Here is a 16389-nt window from a genome sequence, read left to right on the forward strand (position 1 = left end):
TGGAGTTGCACCCGCCTCAGGACGGGAAAACAACCCGGACGCGGAAAACCTGCGGGACACATAAAGAACGCACCCGGAAAGTCAAGCCTTGGCGCGTTATCGGCTCGATTTCGCGGCAATACGGCCCAGTCCGATGGCGATGTAGCCGCCGAAGAACACGGCCAGTGCCCAGCCGAATCCGTTGGGGCCGAAGATATCCATGAAGATGCCGATGACCTGCGGACCCAGGATCATGCCGACGCCGTAGCAGAAGATGAAGGCGGCGTTGGCCGAGGCCAGGTCGCGGCCTGAAAGCTGTGCGCCGAGATGCGCGAGGCCGACGGTGTAGAGTGCCGCCACCACGCCGCCCCAGACAAACAGCATGCCTGCCATCAGGTGCCAGTTGACGGTCAAGAGCGGCATCGCCAGCGTTCCGCCCAGACCGACAAGGGCGCAGATGAGCAACAGGATGCGGCGATCGCCGATGCGGTCGCTCAGCATGCCGATGGGAATCTGCAGCAGGAAATTGCCAAGACCGATCATGGTGAGCAGAAGTGCTGCCTCGCCCTCGGTGTAGCCGATGCGCTGGCCATAGATGGGGAAAAGCGCGAAGCCGCCCGTTTCGACAGCGCCGAACACCAGCACCGCGGCTGTCGCTGTCGGCACGATCCAGATGTAGCGGAAGAAGCCGCCCTTGCCGCCTTCGGAGACGATCTTGGGGCTTTCGCTGCGCGCCAGCAGCACCGGAATAGCCGCGATCATGACGAATGCGAAGGTCAGCCCGAACGGCAGGAAGCCACTGCTGCCGATCTGCGAAAACAGCCACGGGCCCGCGGCGAAACCGAGCGACAGCACGGTGGCGTAGATGCCGAGCACCAGACCACGCCGATGTGGCGGGGCACAGGTGCTGATCCAGAATTCCGACAGGATGAACAGCACGGTCAGCGCGACGTGCAGCACCGCCCGCAACGGAAACCACATCCAGAAGGACTGGGCAAAATAGAAGCCGACAAAGGCCACCGCACCGGCGAGAATCATCGCCAGCATCGTCCAGACCACGCCGAAACGCATGGCGATCGGCGTCGCAAGCGGGGCCGCGGCGATCGAGGCAATGCCGGCGACGGCCGTGTTGAGGCCGATCATCGAGGAAGAATAACCGCGCGATTCGAGAATCACACTCAGCAGCGGGATGCCGAGGCCAATGGCGATGCCGACGACGCTGATCGAGGCGATGGCAGCTGAAATCGAGCGCCAGTGCACCCGTTCGACGTTTTCAGCCTCCTGAAGGGTGTCGGTCATGCAGTGCCTACAGGATATCGCGGCGGAAGCGTTGGGCGAACATGCGGTAGAATGGCACCTCGCCACCCGGCTTAAGCCCGGGGTCTGTCGCCAGCCGCTGTCTGAGGTCGCCAAGCACCGACTGGGTGATGGCGGGGATGTCAGCCTGCATGGCGTCGGCCAAGGGCAGCCACACCAGTTCTTCGAGCTCGTTTGTCGGTCCGCCCTCAGGCAATTCGACGGCGACGTCGCTGCGCCAAGCCGACAGGAAACGCGTGTCGAAGCGGCGGACGCGACCGGGAGGAGTCACGGCGCGTGCGATGAAGCGCAGGCTGCCCAAGGCAGGCGCCACACCATGCTCCGCAAATCCCTTCCAGTCGGCCTTGGTGGTCGAGAACGGGCCGCGCTGGCCGATCAGCAGGCCGGCTTCCTCGTAGGTCTCGCGAATCGCCGAAAGCGCGATCGCCCGGGCGCGCGCGATGCTGACGCGGCCGGTGCCGGCGCGCAGCTTCGCTTGCTCGTCGGGATGAAGCTCGTCCGCCACCTTGATGCGGCTGTCGGCCGGGTCGGTGCGGCCGCCGGGGAAGACGAATTTTCCGGGCATGAAGGCGTGCTTCATATGGCGCCGGCCCATCAGCACCAGTACGTCGTCGCCCTTGCGGTCGAGCAGGATCAGCGTCGCCGCGTCGCGCGGGCGCAACGGCGCGCCGCTCTTTACCATTTCCCGGGCTTCGAGCCTGTCGAGTTCTGCTTTGCTAATGCCATCCATCGCGGCTGTCCTAACGGAATGTCGGGGTGGACGGAAGCACTTGCTTGCCCTTGGGCATTGCGCCAGCGCTGGTTCAGGCCTCGGGATGCGTTTCGATCACGTCTTCTTCGCCGCCGAAGCCGTGCATGTAGAGCGCCCACTGCATGCCGACCACGGCACCCTTCATCGGGCGCAGCAGGGCGAGCGCCGAGACGATCGTCAGCGGCACCCAGATCAGCAGATGCTGCCACAAAGCGAGCGTGCTGGTCGCCTCGACGCCCATGAAGGCGCCGACGACGATGTGGCCGACGATGACCACCACGAGATAGGCGGGGAGGTCGTCGGCACGATGATGGAAGATCTCTTCGTGGCAGACTTCACATTTGTCGACGGTCTTGACGAAGGAGGCGAAGAGCTTGCCCTGGCCGCAATTCGGGCACTTGCAGAACAGGCCCCGCTTGATCGCTTGCCAGACCGGCCGGGGTTCACGCGCAACCTTGTGGTGGTCGCCGCCGAATACCTGTTCTTCCATCGTCATCTCCTGCCGCGCGGTCCTCGCCGTGGCTGGGAGGCGCGGGCACGCGTTCTTTGCCCCTTGGTCTTGTGGAAGGACCGTTTGGAACCGGGCAGGGGCTTCGGTTCGGTCAGCATCTCGAAGCGCATGGCACCGGCCAGTGGCGCGATCTCGACCAGCTTGACCTCGACGCGGTCGGCGAGCTGGTAGCCCTTGCCGGTGCGTTCGCCGAACAAGGCGCGGGCAGCTTCGTCGAAGTGGTAGTAGTCGTCACCGAGCGATGACACCGGGATGAAACCATCCGCGCCATATTGCGGCAATTGGACAAATAGTCCCGCCTTGACCACGCCGGAGATGCGCGCATCGAACGCCTCGTCGACGCGTTCGGCCAGGAAGCCCGCAACCAAGCGGTCGATGGTCTCGCGCTCGGCGGCCATGGCACGGCGTTCGGTCTGCGAGATCAGGCCGGCAATCTCTTCCAGCCGCGCTTCTTCAGCGGGCGTCAGCCCTCCGGCGCCCAGGCCCAGCGAGCCGATCAGCGCGCGGTGCACGATGAGGTCGGCGTAGCGGCGGATCGGCGAGGTGAAATGCGCGTAGCGGCGCAGATTGAGGCCGAAGTGACCGATGTTATCAGGGTTGTATTCGGCCTGGCTCTGCGAGCGCAGCACCACTTCGTTGACGAGGTGCTCGTTGTCGCCACCGCGCACCTGCTCGAGGATGCCGTTGAACTGGCTTGGACGCATCGCAGCGCCGCGTGCCAGCGACAAGCCGATCGTCTGGAGGAACTCGCGCAGCGATTCCTGCTTGGCGAGCGAGGGGCCGTCATGGATGCGGTAGACGAGCTTCTGTTTCTTGTTTTCCAGCGTCTCGGCAGCGGCGACGTTTGCCTGGATCATGAACTCCTCGATCAGCTTGTGGGCGTCGAGGCGATCGGGAACGATGACACGGTCCACCGTGCCGTCAGGCTTCAGCAGGATCTTGCGTTCCGGCAGGTCGAGCTCGAGCGGCTGGCGGCTGTCGCGGCCGCGCTTGAGCACGTCATAGGCGGCCCAGAGCGGCTTGAGGATGCTTTCCAGGATAGGCCCGGTCTTCGCATCCGGCACGCCGTCAATGGCGGCCTGGGCCTGCGGATAAGCGAGGCGGGCAGAAGAGCGCATCATGATGCGGTGGAAGGCGTGCCGCACTTTGCGGCCTTCCGCCGAAAACGTCATGCGCACGGCAAGTGCCGGGCGATCGACGCCTTCGCGCAGCGAGCACAGGTCGTTGGAGATACGTTCGGGCAGCATCGGCACGACACGGTCGGGGAAATAGACCGAGTTGCCGCGCTTCAGCGCCTCGTTGTCGAGCGCTGTGCCCGGGCGGACATAGGCAGCGACATCGGCGATGGCGACCGTGACGATGAAGCCGCCGGGATTCTTCTCGTCCGTATCCGGCTCGGCATAGACGGCGTCGTCGTGGTCCTTGGCGTCGGCCGGGTCGATGGTGACCAGCGGCAACTCGCGCCAGTCCTCGCGCTTGCCGTCGAGCGTTGCCGGCTTCACTGCCTCGGATTCGGAGATCACGTCGGCGGGGAAGATGTGGGGAATGTCGTGGGCATGGATGGCGATCATCGAGACCGCCTTCTCATTGGTCAGCGAGCCCAGCACCGAGACCACCTTGGCGCGCGGCAGGCCGTAGCGGCTGGCGCGCTCCGGCACCACTTCGACCAGATCGCCATCCTTGGCGCCGTTCTGGTGGTCCTTTTCGATCACAAGTTCGGGCTGGCGGCGTTCGACCGGCTCGATACGGAACGTGCCGTCCTTGAGGATACGGAAGATGCCGAGCGCGGTGTCGCTGCGCTTTTCGAATATCTTCATCACGCGCGCGGTGTAGGCCGGCTCGTTGTCGTCGATGTGGTCCTCGATCGGGAAGGTCTTGGCCAGCACGCGGTCGCCGACGCCAGGTGTCGGCCCGTTGCCGCCGCGCGACAGCTTGATGGCAACGATCTGGCCATCCGGCTGCTCGGAGGCGCGGGCGAGCAGCGTGCCTTCGGCGTCACGGCCAAAGATGTCGAGTACGGCGACATGCGGCAGCGCGCCGGCGCGCGTCAGGCGCTTGCGGCTCTTCTCGAGCAGACCCTCATCCTGCAGCTCACGCAGCAGGTGCTTCAGCCAGATGCGGTCGTCGTTCTTGAGCGCGAAAGCCTTGGCGATGTCGCGCTTGCCGCTGCGGTCGGGATTCTCCGCGATGTAGCGCAGAATCTCGTCCCGCGACGGGCGGTAGACGTCCTTGCCTCGGACCTCGTCGCTTGCGGCGCGTCTGGTGCCGGCATTTCGTCCGGAAATCTTTCGCGCCACGGTCGCTTAGTCCTTCTTCTTGGCCTTGCTGGCGGCCGCTTTCTTGGTTGCGCTGGCCGCCGGCTTCTTGGCGGCACGGGCAGGCTTCTTGGCACCGCCGCCTTTCGCTTCCTTCTCGGCGATTAGCTGAAGTGCCGTTTCCATCGTCACCGTGGCCGGATCCGTGTTCTTCGGCAAGGTAGCATTGACCTTGCCGAAATTGACATAGGCGCCGTACTTGCCGTCGCGCACGGTGACGTTGCCGCCACCTGCCGGGTGTTCGCCGAGATCCTTCAAGGCCGCAGGGGTGCCACCGCCGCGTCCGCCCTTGCCCTTGGCCTGCTTTTCGGCAAGCACCGTGACCGCGCGGTTGAGGCCGATCGAGAACACGTCCTCGATGCTTTCGAGATTGGCGTAAGCGCCGTCATGCAGCACGAACGGGCCGTAGCGTCCAAGACCGGCCGAGATCATCTTGCCGGATTCAGGATGCTGGCCGACATCGCGCGGCAGCGCCAGCAATGCGAGCGCCTTCTCGTGGTCGATGGAAGATGCCGCCCAGCCCTTGGGCAGGCTGGAGCGCTTGGCGTCCTTGCCGTCGCCGCGCTGGATGTAGGGACCGAAGCGGCCGCTGCGCAGCGTGATCTCTTCATTGGTGTAGGGATCACTGCCCAGAACCTTGGTGCCGTCTTCGAGGCCGCCATTGTCGCCATTGCCGCCGGGACCGTCGAGCTGGCGGGTGAAGCCGCATTCGGGATAATTGGAGCAGCCGACGAAGGCGCCGTACTTGCCGAGCTTGAGCGACAGGTTGCCAGTGCCGCATTTCGGGCAGATGCGCGGGTTCGAGCCGTCCTCGCGTTCCGGGAAGACCAGCGGCGCGAGCTCTTCGTTCAGCGCGTCCAGCACGTTGGTGACGCGCAGTTCCTTGATCTCGTCGACGGCGCCGGAGAAGTCCTTCCAGAAATCCGCCAACACATCGCGCCAGGCGAGCTTGCCGTCGGAGACTTCGTCGAGCTTTTCCTCGAGCGAGGCGGTGAAGTCGTATTCGACATAGTGTCGGAAGAAGCTCTCCATGAAGGCCGTGACCAGCCGGCCCTTCGCTTGGGGGACGAGCTTGCGGTTCTCGATTTTCACATAGTCGCGGTCCTCAAGCGTCTTGAGCGTGGCGACATAGGTCGAGGGCCGGCCGATGCCGAGCTCTTCCATCTTCTTGATGAAGCTGGCTTCGGAATAGCGGGGCGGCGGCTCGGTGGTGTGATGGGTGGCGTTGACGCTCTCGCGCTTCAGCGTTTCGTCGGCGCGGATCTCGGGCAGGCGACGGTTTTCCTCGTCTTCCGAATCCTCGTCCTTCTGCTCGGTATAGGCGGCGATGAAGCCGTCGAAGCGGGTGACCGAACCGACGGCGCGCAGGCCGGCGGTCCTTCCACCGTTGCGCGCCTCGATCTCGACAGTGGTGCGCTCGATCTCGGCCGGCTGCATCTGGCTGGCGATGGCGCGCTTCCAGATCATCTCGTAGAGCCGCGCCTGGTCGGCATCGAGGAACTTGCGCATCTCGGCCGGCGTGCGATTGAAGTCGGTCGGACGGATGGCTTCGTGCGCCTCCTGGGCGTTCTTGGCCTTGGTGGTGTACTGGCGCGCCTTTTCGGGCAGGTATTTCGCGCCGAATTCCTTGACGATGGCGTCGCGGGCGGCCTCGATCGCCTCCGGCGCCATCTGCACGCCGTCGGTACGCATATAGGTGATCAGACCGGCCATTTCGCCGCCGATCTCCATGCCTTCATAGAGCCGCTGGGCCACCTGCATGGTGCGGCTCGCCGAGAAGCCGAGGCGCGAGGACGCCGCCTGCTGCAAGGTCGACGTGGTGAAGGGCGCGCTCGGGTTGCGGCGGGTCGGCTTGGCCTCGACGGACAACGTCTTGAAGCTTGCGCCATCGAGCATCGCCTTGATGTCGTCGGCCATGGCCTGCGAGGAGATGTCGAGCTTCTGCAGCTTCTTGCCGTCGAAAACGGTCAGCCTGGCTTCGAAATTCTCGGCGCGCGGCGTGCCGAGGGTAGCGGCGATCTGCCAGTATTCCTCACGCACGAAGCGTTCGATCTCGGCCTCGCGGTCGCAGACAAAGCGCAGCGCAACCGACTGCACGCGGCCAGCGGAGCGGGCGCCGGGCAGCTTGCGCCACAGCACCGGCGACAGGGTGAAACCGACGAGATAGTCGAGCGCGCGGCGCGCCAGATAGGCGTCGACCAGCGGCGGATCGATCTCCCGCGGATTGGAGATGGCTTCGAGCACCGCCTGCTTGGTGATCGAGTTGAAGGCGACGCGCTTGATCGTCTTGTCCTTCAGCACGCGCTTCTGCTTCAGCACCTCGAGCACGTGCCAGGCGATGGCTTCACCTTCGCGATCCGGATCGGTTGCGAGGATCAGGCCGTCGGCTTCCTTGACCGCCTTGGCGATGTCGTTGAGCCGCTTCGCCGATGCGGTGTCGACCGCCCAGGACATGGCAAAATCTTCTTCCGGCTTCACCGAGCCGTCCTTGGCCGGCAAATCGCGGACATGGCCGAACGAGGCGAGAACCTTGTAGTTCCGGCCCAGGTACTTGTTGATGCTTTTCACCTTGTTCGGTGACTCGACGACAACGACGTCCATATGTGGCTGATTTTCCAGTGAAGCGCCAAAACAACGGCAAACGGCGCGTGGCGAAGATTTTCAATTCGCTCGTCACATGGCCGCGCTTTTCGGTCCGGTCAAGGGGAAGGGGTCAAAAACGACGGTGAAGAACAGGATTGCAACCTAGGGTATATTATTTTGCGCTATTGCAATTGTTAGTAGATTTGCTACGTTTCCACCATTGCCGGTTGAGCCTGATTTTGGTGCCGAAATCGGCATCGATCACGCGACTCAACGCGGGGCGGCAGAGGACCCACTCATGGACAAACCGGCGCCTGCGCGAAGGCGGGCCGAAACTTTGGACTACATACAGTCGATGCTCGGCCAGCTCCGCATCATGGCCGACACGGAGCGTTGCGGCATGCTCGCCTATCTGATCGAGATGGCGTATGTCGAGGCCGGCGATGTCATCCGCGGAGAGCGTTTGTCAAATGTCGGGCTCAACAAGCGAAACACGTCCGCCTGAATGGCGCTCGAGCCGGCCGGCAAGGTCGAGCTCCAGCAGGATCATGAAAATCTGCGCCGGATGAAGTTCGGTGTGACGGATCAGTTCGTCGACCTCGACGGGAACCGGGCCAAGCGCCTCGATCACTCGTGCGCGGTCGCTGTCGACCGGCGGCGGCGTTGCGGTGAAATCAGGTGGTTCCTCGAGCTTGGGCGGGACGTATGGTTGACCGCCGACCAGCGGCGCCAGCGCTTCCAAAATGTCGGCTGCTTCGGTCACCAGCGTCGCGCCATCCTTGAGCAGGCCGTTGGTTCCGGCGGCGCGTGGGTCGAGCGGCGAGCCGGGCACGGCAAAGACCAGGCGCCCCATCTCGCCGGCAAGCCGCGCGCTGATCAGCGAGCCCGAGCGCTGCGCTGCCTCGACGACGACAAGTCCGAGCGCCAAGCCGGCGACGATGCGATTGCGGCGTGGAAAGTCCTGGGCGCGTGGCTCCCAGCCGAACGGCATTTCCGAGACGATGGCGCCACGTTCGGCGATCTCGTCGCAGAGGCCGGCGTTTTCGGGCGGGTAGGGGCGATCGATGCCGCCGGCCAGAACGCCGACAGTGCCGGTGTCGAGGCTGCCCTGATGCGCCGCGGTGTCGATGCCGCGGGCCAACCCCGAGATCACGCAGTAGCCGTTGCGGCCGAGCTCCAAGGCAAGCGTTCGGGCCATCTTGATGCCGGCGAGCGAGGCGTTGCGGGCGCCGACGATGGCCACCGGCGGCAAGCCGAAGACGGCGGCCGTGCCCTTGACGGCGAGCAGCGGCGGCGGATTGTCCATGCGCTTGAGTGTCTGGGGGTAGTCGTGCTCGCCAAGCGCGACGAAGCGCGCGCCACATTTGCGAGCCAACTCCAGTTCCGCCTCGGCCTCCGCCACCGAGGGCACGCGAACCGGGCGGCTTGCGCCACCGGCCATCATGATCTCGGGCAGCATCTCGATCGCCGTTTCGGCGGAACCGAAGCGGTTGATCAGGTCGCGAAAACTTGCAGGTCCGACATTTGGCGTACGGATCAGGCGCAGCCAATGAAGCCGCTGCCGGTCGCTGAGATGCGGCCCGGCGGCGGGTTGGGTCATCCCTTGGATCCGATCCGCGATTCAGTACCGGCGAGCAGGCGCGAAATGTTGGTGCGGTGCCGGATGAAGACGATCAGGCTCATCAAGGCCAGCAGGCCGGCGGCCTTGGGCATATCGATCATATAAAGAGCAATCGGCACGATCACTGCCGCAGTGAGTGCTGCGAGCGAGGAGTAACGGCTGACGAAGGCGATGAGCAACCAGGTTACGGCGAAGGCGAGCGCGCCGAGCCCCGACAGGCCGAACAGCACGCCGAGATAGGTGGCGACGCCCTTGCCGCCCTTGAAGCCGAGCCAGATCGGATAGAGATGGCCGATGAAGGCGCCGAGGCCGGCGGCAAGCGCCGCGTCGTGGCTCCAGCGCGCGGCGATAACCACGGCAACCGTGCCCTTGAGCGCGTCGAGCAGCAGCGTTGCTGCCGCCAGCTTCTTGTTGCCGGTGCGCAGCACATTGGTGGCGCCGATGTTGCCGGAGCCGATCTTGCGCACGTCGCCGAGGCCGGCGGCGCGGGTCAGCAGCAGGCCGAACGGAATCGAGCCGAGGAGATAGCCGAATACGGCAGCCGCGATGAGCACGTGCATGGCCGTCGGAAAAATGTCATCCGGCATCAAGGTATGTGGTCTCCCCCGTGGCCCGTCAGGCCGAAAACACTGTGCGTCCGCCGACCAAGGTTTTCAAGACCTTGCCTTGCAGCCTCGCCCCTTCGAAGCAGGTGTTCTTGGAGCGCGAGCGGATATCGGCCTCGCGCACCAGCCACGGCTCGCCAAGGTCGACAAGCGCCAGATCCGCCAACGCGCCGGGCTTCAGCGTGCCGCCGGGCAGGCCAAACAGCTTCGCCGGAGCGGTCGAGAGTGCTTCGATAATGCGCAACAGCGGCACTTCGTCATTGTGGTGCAGGCGCAAGGCCACGGCCAGCAGCGTCTCGAGCCCGATCGCGCCGACGGCTGCGTCGGCGAAGGGCAGGCGCTTGGTGTCGACGTCCTGCGGGTCGTGCGAGGACACGATCAGGTCGATGGTACCGTCCTTCAGTGCCTCGATCATCGCGATGCGGTCCTCCTCGGCGCGCAATGGCGGCGCCAGCCGGAAGAAGGTGCGGTACTCGCCGACGTCGTTTTCGTTGAGCGACAGGCTGTTGATCGACACGCCCGCGGTTACCTTGGCGCCGTCGGCCTTGGCGCGAGAAATGGCACTTGCCGCCATCGCGGTCGAGATCTTTGCCGCGTGATAATTGCCGCGCGTCAGACGGGCGAGCGCCAGGTCGCGTTCGAGCGGGATGGTTTCGGCCTCGCGCGGAATGCCTGAGAGTCCGAGCCAGCTGGCATACAGGCCTTCGTTCATCACGCCCGACGAGGCGAGGTCGGCGTCCTGCGTCTCATGCGCGATCACCGCGTCAAAGTCGCGGGCATAGGTCAATGCCCGGCGCATCACCATCGAACTGGCAATGGTGTGGCGCCCGTCGGTGAAGCCGACGGCACCAGCTTCGCGCAGCAGGCCGAACTCGGTCATCTCGTGACCGTCGAGCCCCTTGGTGATGGCAGCTGCCGGGAAAATGTTGACTGACGCGGTTTCCTTGGCCGTGCGCAGCACGAACTCGACAAGTGCGACGTTGTCGATGACAGGGTCGGTGTCGGGCATCATGACGACCGAGGTGACGCCGCCGGCCGCAGCGGCGATGCTGGCCGAGGCAATCGTCTCGCGGTGTTCGCCGCCCGGTTCGCCAATGAAGACACGGCCGTCGATCAGGCCGGGGATGATCGCCTTGCCGGCGCAGTCGATGACTTCGGCACCACCTGGTATGCCCTGGTTGAGCGCGTCGGCGCCCGCGGCGACGATCTTCTTGCCGTCGACGATGACCGAACCGGTCTCATCGATGCCGCGCGAGGGGTCGACGATGCGGGCGCGCTGGAAAACCGTGATGCTCATGCGTTCTTTCCGTCGCGATTGCGGCGTGGGTCGAGCAGCGCTTCCATCACCGCCATGCGCACGGCGACGCCCATTTCCACCTGTTCCTGGATGACGCTCTGCGGGCCGTCGGCGATCTCCGAGGCGATTTCCACGCCGCGGTTCATCGGGCCGGGGTGCATCACCAGCGCGTCGGGCTTGGCCGCCTTCAGCTTCTCGGCGTCGAGGCCGTAGTAACGGAAATACTCACGCACCGACGGTACGAAAGCTCCGGCCATGCGCTCGCGCTGCAGGCGCAGCATCATGACGACGTCGGCGTCCTTCAGGCCCTCGGCCATGGATTGTGTCACCTCGACGCCCATCTGGGCGATGCCGGATGGCAGCAGTGTCGAGGGTGCGACGACCTTGATGCGGGCGCCGAGCGCGTTGAGCAGAAGGATGTTGGAGCGGGCGACGCGCGAATGCAGGATGTCGCCGCAGATCGCCACCGTGAGATGGGCAATGCGGCCCTTGGCGCGGCGGATAGTCAGTGCGTCGAGCAGCGCCTGCGTCGGGTGCTCGTGCGCGCCGTCACCGGCATTGACCACCGAGCAGCCGACCTTCTGGGCCAGCAGGGCTGCGGCACCCGCCGACTGGTGGCGAATGATCAGAATGTCGGGGCGCATCGCGTTCAGCGTCATCGCCGTATCGATCAGCGTCTCGCCCTTCTTCACCGAAGAGCTGGCCACCGACATGTTCATGACGTCGGCGCCGAGGCGTTTTCCGGCGAGCTCGAAGGACGACTGCGTGCGCGTCGAGGCTTCGTAGAACAGGTTGATCTGGGTTCTACCGCGCAGCGTCGAGGTCTTTTTCTCCGACTGACGTGAAATCGAGACGGCCGCGTCGGCGCGGTCGAGCAAGATTTCGATGTCGAATGGAGAAAGGTCGCGGATGCCAAGAAGATGGCGGTGCGGGTAGGGCGGCAGGGACGATAGGTCTGTCATCTCAAGGCGCTGCTATAGGCTGTGCTTAAGTGACCCGCAAGCCGGCATTTCATCGATGAAAGTTCTCCCACGGGATTTTCGTCGCTTCCAAGCTGGGCCATAAGCTATCGATAAGCATTTCGGTTATAAAGCCGGCCATGGCTGCGGATTCGTGCCCGTCGCCCACACCGATGAAGGACAAGGCGTGACGCAGGACGTGCCGAACCAGCCCCCTCCGCTGACGGGCAGCAATGCCTGGCGCGGCGATCCGCTGCTGATCCAGATCGCAGAAGGCTTTTCCGACCCCGTGCGCCGTGACCTCGACGGGCTCGGACGTTTCGTGCTGACCCATGAAGCGCAGGATCTGGCGCGGCTCGCCAACAGCGAAGTGCCTAAACTCAGGACGCACGACCGGCAGGGGCGCCGTCTCGACCAGGTCGAGTTCCACCCTGCCTATCACGCGCTGATGCGCCGTTCGATCACTGGTGGCCTGCATTCTTCGGTCTGGGAAAATGGCGGCACGGAGACCGGCCGGCGCCACCAGGTGCGGGCGGCGCGTTTTTACCTGACCGCGCAGCTCGAATGCGGGCATTTGTGCCCGATCACCATGACCAATGCGTCGCTTGCCGCGCTGATGGCCAGCCCGAAGCTGTTCCGCGAATGGGCGCCGCGCGTCACCACGCGCAAATACGACCAGGCGCAGAAGCCGCCTGTCGAAAAGACAGGTCTCACGCTCGGCATGGGCATGACCGAAAAGCAAGGCGGCACCGACGTGCGCGCCAACACCACCAAGGCCGAGCGGGCCGGTGGCAGCTTCTACCGGCTGACCGGCCACAAGTGGTTCATGTCGGCGCCGATGTCCGACGCCTTCCTGATGCTGGCGCAGGCACCCGAGGGGCTGTCATGCTTCCTCGTTCCGCGCATATTGAGCGACGGCTCGGCCAACGGGCTGCAGTTCCAGCGCCTCAAGGACAAGCTCGGCAACCGCTCCAATGCCTCGTCGGAAGTCGAAATCCAGGGCGCCATTGGCGATCTGGTCGGCGAACCTGGTGGCGGTATCAAGACGATCATGGACATGGTGACGCTGACGCGGCTCGACTGCGCGGTCGCTTCGTCTGCGGTCATGCGCGCCGGCCTTGCCGAAGCAGTCCACCACACCCGTCACCGCCAGGTGTTTGGCGCCAATCTCGTCGACCAGCCCTTGATGCAGCGCGTGCTCGCCGACATGGCGCTCGACGTTGCCGGTGCGACCGCGCTCGCCTTCCGCCTGGCGCGGTCCTTCGATGAAGCGGCATCCGACCGCGGCGAGGCTGCCTTTGCCCGCGCCATGACGCCCGTCGTCAAATACTGGGTCTGCAAGATCGCGCCGGCGCTGCTCTACGAGGCGATGGAGTGCCTGGGCGGCAATGGTTATGTCGAAGAAGCGCCGCTGGCCCGCTATTATCGCGAGGCGCCGGTCAATGCTATCTGGGAAGGTTCGGGCAACGTCATGGCGCTCGACGTGCTGCGTGTGCTGCAGCGGGCGCCCGGCCTGTTCGAGGACGTGCTGGCAACCCTTGAGCGCGACCTCGGCCCTGGTGGCCGCAGCGTGCTCGGCGTGCTCCGCGCAGCCATGCAGGTCGCATCGTCGGACGAGGGCTCGGCACGCATCCTGACCGAACAGCTGGCGATCTCGGCGGCCGCGGCCGAACTGCGCCGCATGGGGGCAGGGCGGATCGCCGACGCCTTCATCGAGACCCGTCTCGCCGGCCAGTGGCGCGGTACCTACGGCATGCTCGACGCGCGCCACGATTCGCGCCTGATCATCGATACGCTCTATCCACAGGTCGGCTGACACGTTCCGAAACACAAGTCGTGCCATTTCTGGACGGCGAGCGGTAAATTAACCTTAACAAATGGTTTACGTTGCGCTGGCTGGGCGCTGGGCCCACTGTCTTTTGCAAAGAAGCAGGAATCCCGATGCCGGTGTTTTCAAACCAGTTCCAGGGCCATGAAGCCGCCAGGCCGTCGGCGAAAGGTAGCGTCTGATGCGCTATGTTTTCGCCGTTTGGGCTGCGCCGCTGGTCCTGTTCTGGGGCTGGTACTTCCTGTCGATCAACGACCTCCATTTCGGTTACCCGATCCTGAGCCGCCCCCTGAATCTTGCGATCTTCGACCTCTATGGCGAATTGCTCGGCGTCGAGCCGGCCAAGATCCCGTGGATGATCGGCAAGGCCTGCATCCTCGACACCTTCATCCTTTTGGGCATCTGGGCGTTCCGCCGCCGCAAGCTGATTGCCGAGAAGGTAAGGGGCTGGAGCTCTAGTCCCCAGACGGGGATGCGTCGAGTGTCTGGAGCCGGTCGAGTACACCCTGCAGAATAAAGGCGGCAGCCGCCGAATCGATGCGGCCGTCGCGCTTCTTGCGCGAGACATCCATCTCGATCAGCGCGCGTTCGGCGGCAACCGTCGACAGCCGTTCGTCCCAGAACAGGAAGGGCAAGTCGGTCAGGTTGGCTGCATTGCGCACGAAGGCGCGTGACTTCTGGGCGCGTGGACCCTCGGAGCCGTCCATGTTGATCGGCAGGCCGATCACGATCGCGCCGGTGTTTTCCTTGGCCAGCATGGCAAGCAAGGCAGCCATGTCGAGCGTGAACTTCTTGCGGATGATGACCTGACGCGGATGCGAGAATGACAGGCCGCGATCGGAGACCGCCACGCCGATCGTCTTGTCGCCGAGATCGAGCCCGGCCAGCGTCTTGCCGCCGGCCAGCAGCGCGGGCAGTTGTTCAATCGTAACGATAGCCAACGGCTTTCCTCTATGACTTGCTAGCTGCGCCCGCTCGGATGAGCAGCGCAGGCCCTAACACCTTGAATATGCGTGTCGGCCTCTTTGAAAGGGGCCTTGTGCGTTCTATCCTTTGGCCAACGAAATTACGAGGAGTGCCGAAACGATGAAGCTGACCTGGTATGGACATTCGGCATTCCGGATCGAAGTCGCTGGCGCAACCATTCTGATCGACCCGTTTCTGACCGGCAATCCATCATGGGGCAAGTCGTGGGAACAGGCTGCCGAGGGCGTCACGCATGTGCTGCTGACGCACGGCCATGACGACCATATCGGCGATGCCGCAGCGATCCTGAAGAAGACCGGCGCCATGCTCGTCGCCAATTTCGAGATCTGCATGTATCTCGTCGGCCAGGGTGTCAGCGACAAGCAGATCAATCCCGGCAACATCGGCGGTACCGTCGATTGCGGCAGCTTCACCACCACCTTCGTTGCCGCGTTGCATTCGTCGTCGGTTAGCGGGCCGAATGGCGGTAACGTCTATCTCGGCAATCCCGGCGGACTGGTGCTTCATTTTGCCGAAGAGCGCACGCTCTATCATATGGGCGATACCGACATCTTCTCCGACATGGCGCTGATCAACGAACTGCACGAACCGGCCATCGGTATCGTTCCGATCGGCGACCGCTTCACCATGGGTGGTGCTGTGGCAGCCCTTGCCTGCCGGCGTTTCTTCAAGTTCGAGACCGTGGTGCCATGCCACTTCGCCAGCTTCCCGATCATCGACCAGACGGCGGACCAGTTCGTTGCCGGTCTCGACGGTTCAGGCGTGGAGGTTGTGCTGCCGAAGGTCGGCGTGGCTACCGATATTTGAGCGTAGCGGCCGCGCCGCGAGGGGGTGACATGAAGTTCTTGCGAATTCTTGCAGTGTCCTCGTTGGCAGTGTTCGGCACGTCCGCCAATGCCGCCGACTTCATCAAGGGCGTCTATCTCCAGTCCGAGGAGCTCTGCGCCCAGGCGAAGAAGGATTCGCTGCAGTCGGTGATCGACGCCGGCAGCCTCGTCCTGTCGGCGGACGGCCTCGAAAGCGTCGAATACAATTGCGAGTTTCTTAACGTTACGCGGGCAACGCGTGCGCCGGCATGGGCGGTGACAGCCGTATGCCAGGAGCCCGGCCATCTGTTCCCCGACACGCTCTCCATCCTTGAGCTCGGCCCGACGCAGCTCGAGCTCGTCTCGGTGCGCCAGGTCGATCCCGAAGGTGGCCAGACCGACAATGGCGGCACCTATGTGCTGTGCGATGGCGTCGCCATGCCCTGAGCATGATCATCGATGTTGCACCGCGCGCGCCGCGCCGTTATAGCCCGACCTGACCAATTTACCGGCTTTCCGGAGTATTTCGATGTCCGTTGATCTCAAGACCGTCAAGCGCGTCGCGCATCTCGCCCGTATCGCCGTGAGCGAGGACGATGCCCAGCGCATGACCGGCGAACTGAACGCTATCCTCGGTTTCGTCGAGCAGCTCAATGAGGTCGACGTCACGGGCGTCGAGCCGATGACGTCGGTTACGCCGATGGAGATGAAGAAGCGTGTCGATGCCGTCACGGACGGCAACAAGGCAGCCGACATCGTCGCCAATGCGCCTGCTACCGACGAGAATTTCTTCCTTGTGCCGAAAGTGGTGGAATAGGCCCTGCCGGCCA

General features: G+C 64.3%; 16 protein-coding genes. 6 read left to right on the plus strand and 10 right to left on the minus strand.

What is annotated here, in order from left to right; genetic code table 11:
• Positions 1-96: 96 nt before the first annotated feature.
• The 5 genes from ACSQ3E_RS10600 to topA form a co-directional block, all read right to left on the minus strand.
• Positions 97-1278, minus strand: coding sequence for an MFS transporter (locus ACSQ3E_RS10600; RefSeq protein ID WP_436122677.1), 1182 nt, complete (start codon positions 1276-1278; stop codon positions 97-99).
• Positions 1279-1285: 7 nt separating this feature from the next.
• Complete coding sequence (locus ACSQ3E_RS10605) at positions 1286-2026, minus strand: NUDIX hydrolase (protein ID WP_310318277.1); 741 nt, start codon at positions 2024-2026, stop codon at positions 1286-1288.
• A gap of 73 nt (positions 2027-2099) precedes the next feature.
• Complete coding sequence (locus ACSQ3E_RS10610) at positions 2100-2537, minus strand: DUF983 domain-containing protein (protein ID WP_436122678.1); 438 nt, start codon at positions 2535-2537, stop codon at positions 2100-2102.
• A gap of 2 nt (positions 2538-2539) precedes the next feature.
• On the minus strand, positions 2540-4855 hold the full coding sequence (gene rnr, locus ACSQ3E_RS10615) for a ribonuclease R (RefSeq protein ID WP_436122679.1): 2316 nt from the start codon (positions 4853-4855) through the stop codon (positions 2540-2542).
• A 6-nt stretch (positions 4856-4861) separates the two neighbouring features.
• Positions 4862-7474, minus strand: a complete 2613-nt coding sequence (topA, locus tag ACSQ3E_RS10620) for a type I DNA topoisomerase (RefSeq protein WP_310318284.1) — start codon at positions 7472-7474, stop codon at positions 4862-4864.
• A 202-nt stretch (positions 7475-7676) separates the two neighbouring features.
• Between topA and ACSQ3E_RS10625 the strand changes: the two genes are divergently transcribed.
• Entirely contained in the window at positions 7677-7961 is a 285-nt protein-coding gene (locus tag ACSQ3E_RS10625; RefSeq protein WP_436122680.1) for a hypothetical protein, read from the plus strand.
• Here ACSQ3E_RS10625 and dprA read toward each other — a convergent pair.
• From dprA to ACSQ3E_RS10645, 4 genes are read right to left on the minus strand one after another with little or no spacing between them, the layout of a single operon-like run.
• Complete coding sequence (gene dprA / locus ACSQ3E_RS10630) at positions 7923-9056, minus strand: DNA-processing protein DprA (RefSeq protein ID WP_436122681.1); 1134 nt, start codon at positions 9054-9056, stop codon at positions 7923-7925. The genes ACSQ3E_RS10625 and dprA overlap by 39 nt on opposite strands.
• On the minus strand, positions 9053-9664 hold the full coding sequence (plsY, locus tag ACSQ3E_RS10635; protein WP_436122682.1) for a glycerol-3-phosphate 1-O-acyltransferase PlsY: 612 nt from the start codon (positions 9662-9664) through the stop codon (positions 9053-9055). Before plsY ends, dprA begins: the two co-directional genes overlap by 4 nt.
• Before the next feature lie 28 nt (positions 9665-9692).
• Complete coding sequence (locus ACSQ3E_RS10640; RefSeq protein WP_436122683.1) at positions 9693-10979, minus strand: dihydroorotase; 1287 nt, start codon at positions 10977-10979, stop codon at positions 9693-9695.
• A complete protein-coding gene (locus ACSQ3E_RS10645) occupies positions 10976-11941 on the minus strand; it encodes an aspartate carbamoyltransferase catalytic subunit (RefSeq protein WP_067962480.1) in 966 nt (321 codons plus the stop codon). Before ACSQ3E_RS10645 ends, ACSQ3E_RS10640 begins: the two co-directional genes overlap by 4 nt.
• A gap of 184 nt (positions 11942-12125) precedes the next feature.
• Here ACSQ3E_RS10645 and ACSQ3E_RS10650 point away from each other — a divergent pair, with 184 nt between their 5' ends.
• Together ACSQ3E_RS10650 and ACSQ3E_RS10655 are read left to right on the plus strand one after the other, a co-directional pair.
• Positions 12126-13754, plus strand: coding sequence for an acyl-CoA dehydrogenase family protein (locus ACSQ3E_RS10650; protein WP_436122684.1), 1629 nt, complete (start codon positions 12126-12128; stop codon positions 13752-13754).
• Positions 13755-13947: 193 nt separating this feature from the next.
• Positions 13948-14283: a DUF6105 family protein gene (locus tag ACSQ3E_RS10655; protein WP_436122685.1), complete on the plus strand. Its 336-nt coding sequence runs from the start codon at positions 13948-13950 to the stop codon at positions 14281-14283.
• Here ACSQ3E_RS10655 and ruvX read toward each other — a convergent pair.
• On the minus strand, positions 14222-14707 hold the full coding sequence (gene ruvX / locus ACSQ3E_RS10660; RefSeq protein ID WP_436122686.1) for a Holliday junction resolvase RuvX: 486 nt from the start codon (positions 14705-14707) through the stop codon (positions 14222-14224). The two genes, ACSQ3E_RS10655 and ruvX, sit on opposite strands and share 62 nt — an antisense overlap.
• Positions 14708-14852: 145 nt before the next feature.
• On the opposite strand from ruvX, the gene ACSQ3E_RS10665 reads away from it, so the two are divergent.
• From ACSQ3E_RS10665 to gatC, 3 genes are all read left to right on the plus strand, one after another.
• Positions 14853-15560: a metal-dependent hydrolase gene (locus ACSQ3E_RS10665; RefSeq protein ID WP_436122687.1), complete on the plus strand. Its 708-nt coding sequence runs from the start codon at positions 14853-14855 to the stop codon at positions 15558-15560.
• A gap of 29 nt (positions 15561-15589) precedes the next feature.
• Positions 15590-16006: a hypothetical protein gene (locus ACSQ3E_RS10670; protein WP_436122688.1), complete on the plus strand. Its 417-nt coding sequence runs from the start codon at positions 15590-15592 to the stop codon at positions 16004-16006.
• A gap of 82 nt (positions 16007-16088) precedes the next feature.
• Entirely contained in the window at positions 16089-16376 is a 288-nt protein-coding gene (gene gatC, locus ACSQ3E_RS10675; RefSeq protein ID WP_067962472.1) for an Asp-tRNA(Asn)/Glu-tRNA(Gln) amidotransferase subunit GatC, read from the plus strand.
• Positions 16377-16389: the final 13 nt, after the last annotated feature.

This window comes from Aminobacter sp. LjRoot7, from assembly GCF_964252895.1.
Lineage (GTDB): Bacteria > Pseudomonadota > Alphaproteobacteria > Rhizobiales > Rhizobiaceae > Aminobacter > Aminobacter aminovorans_B.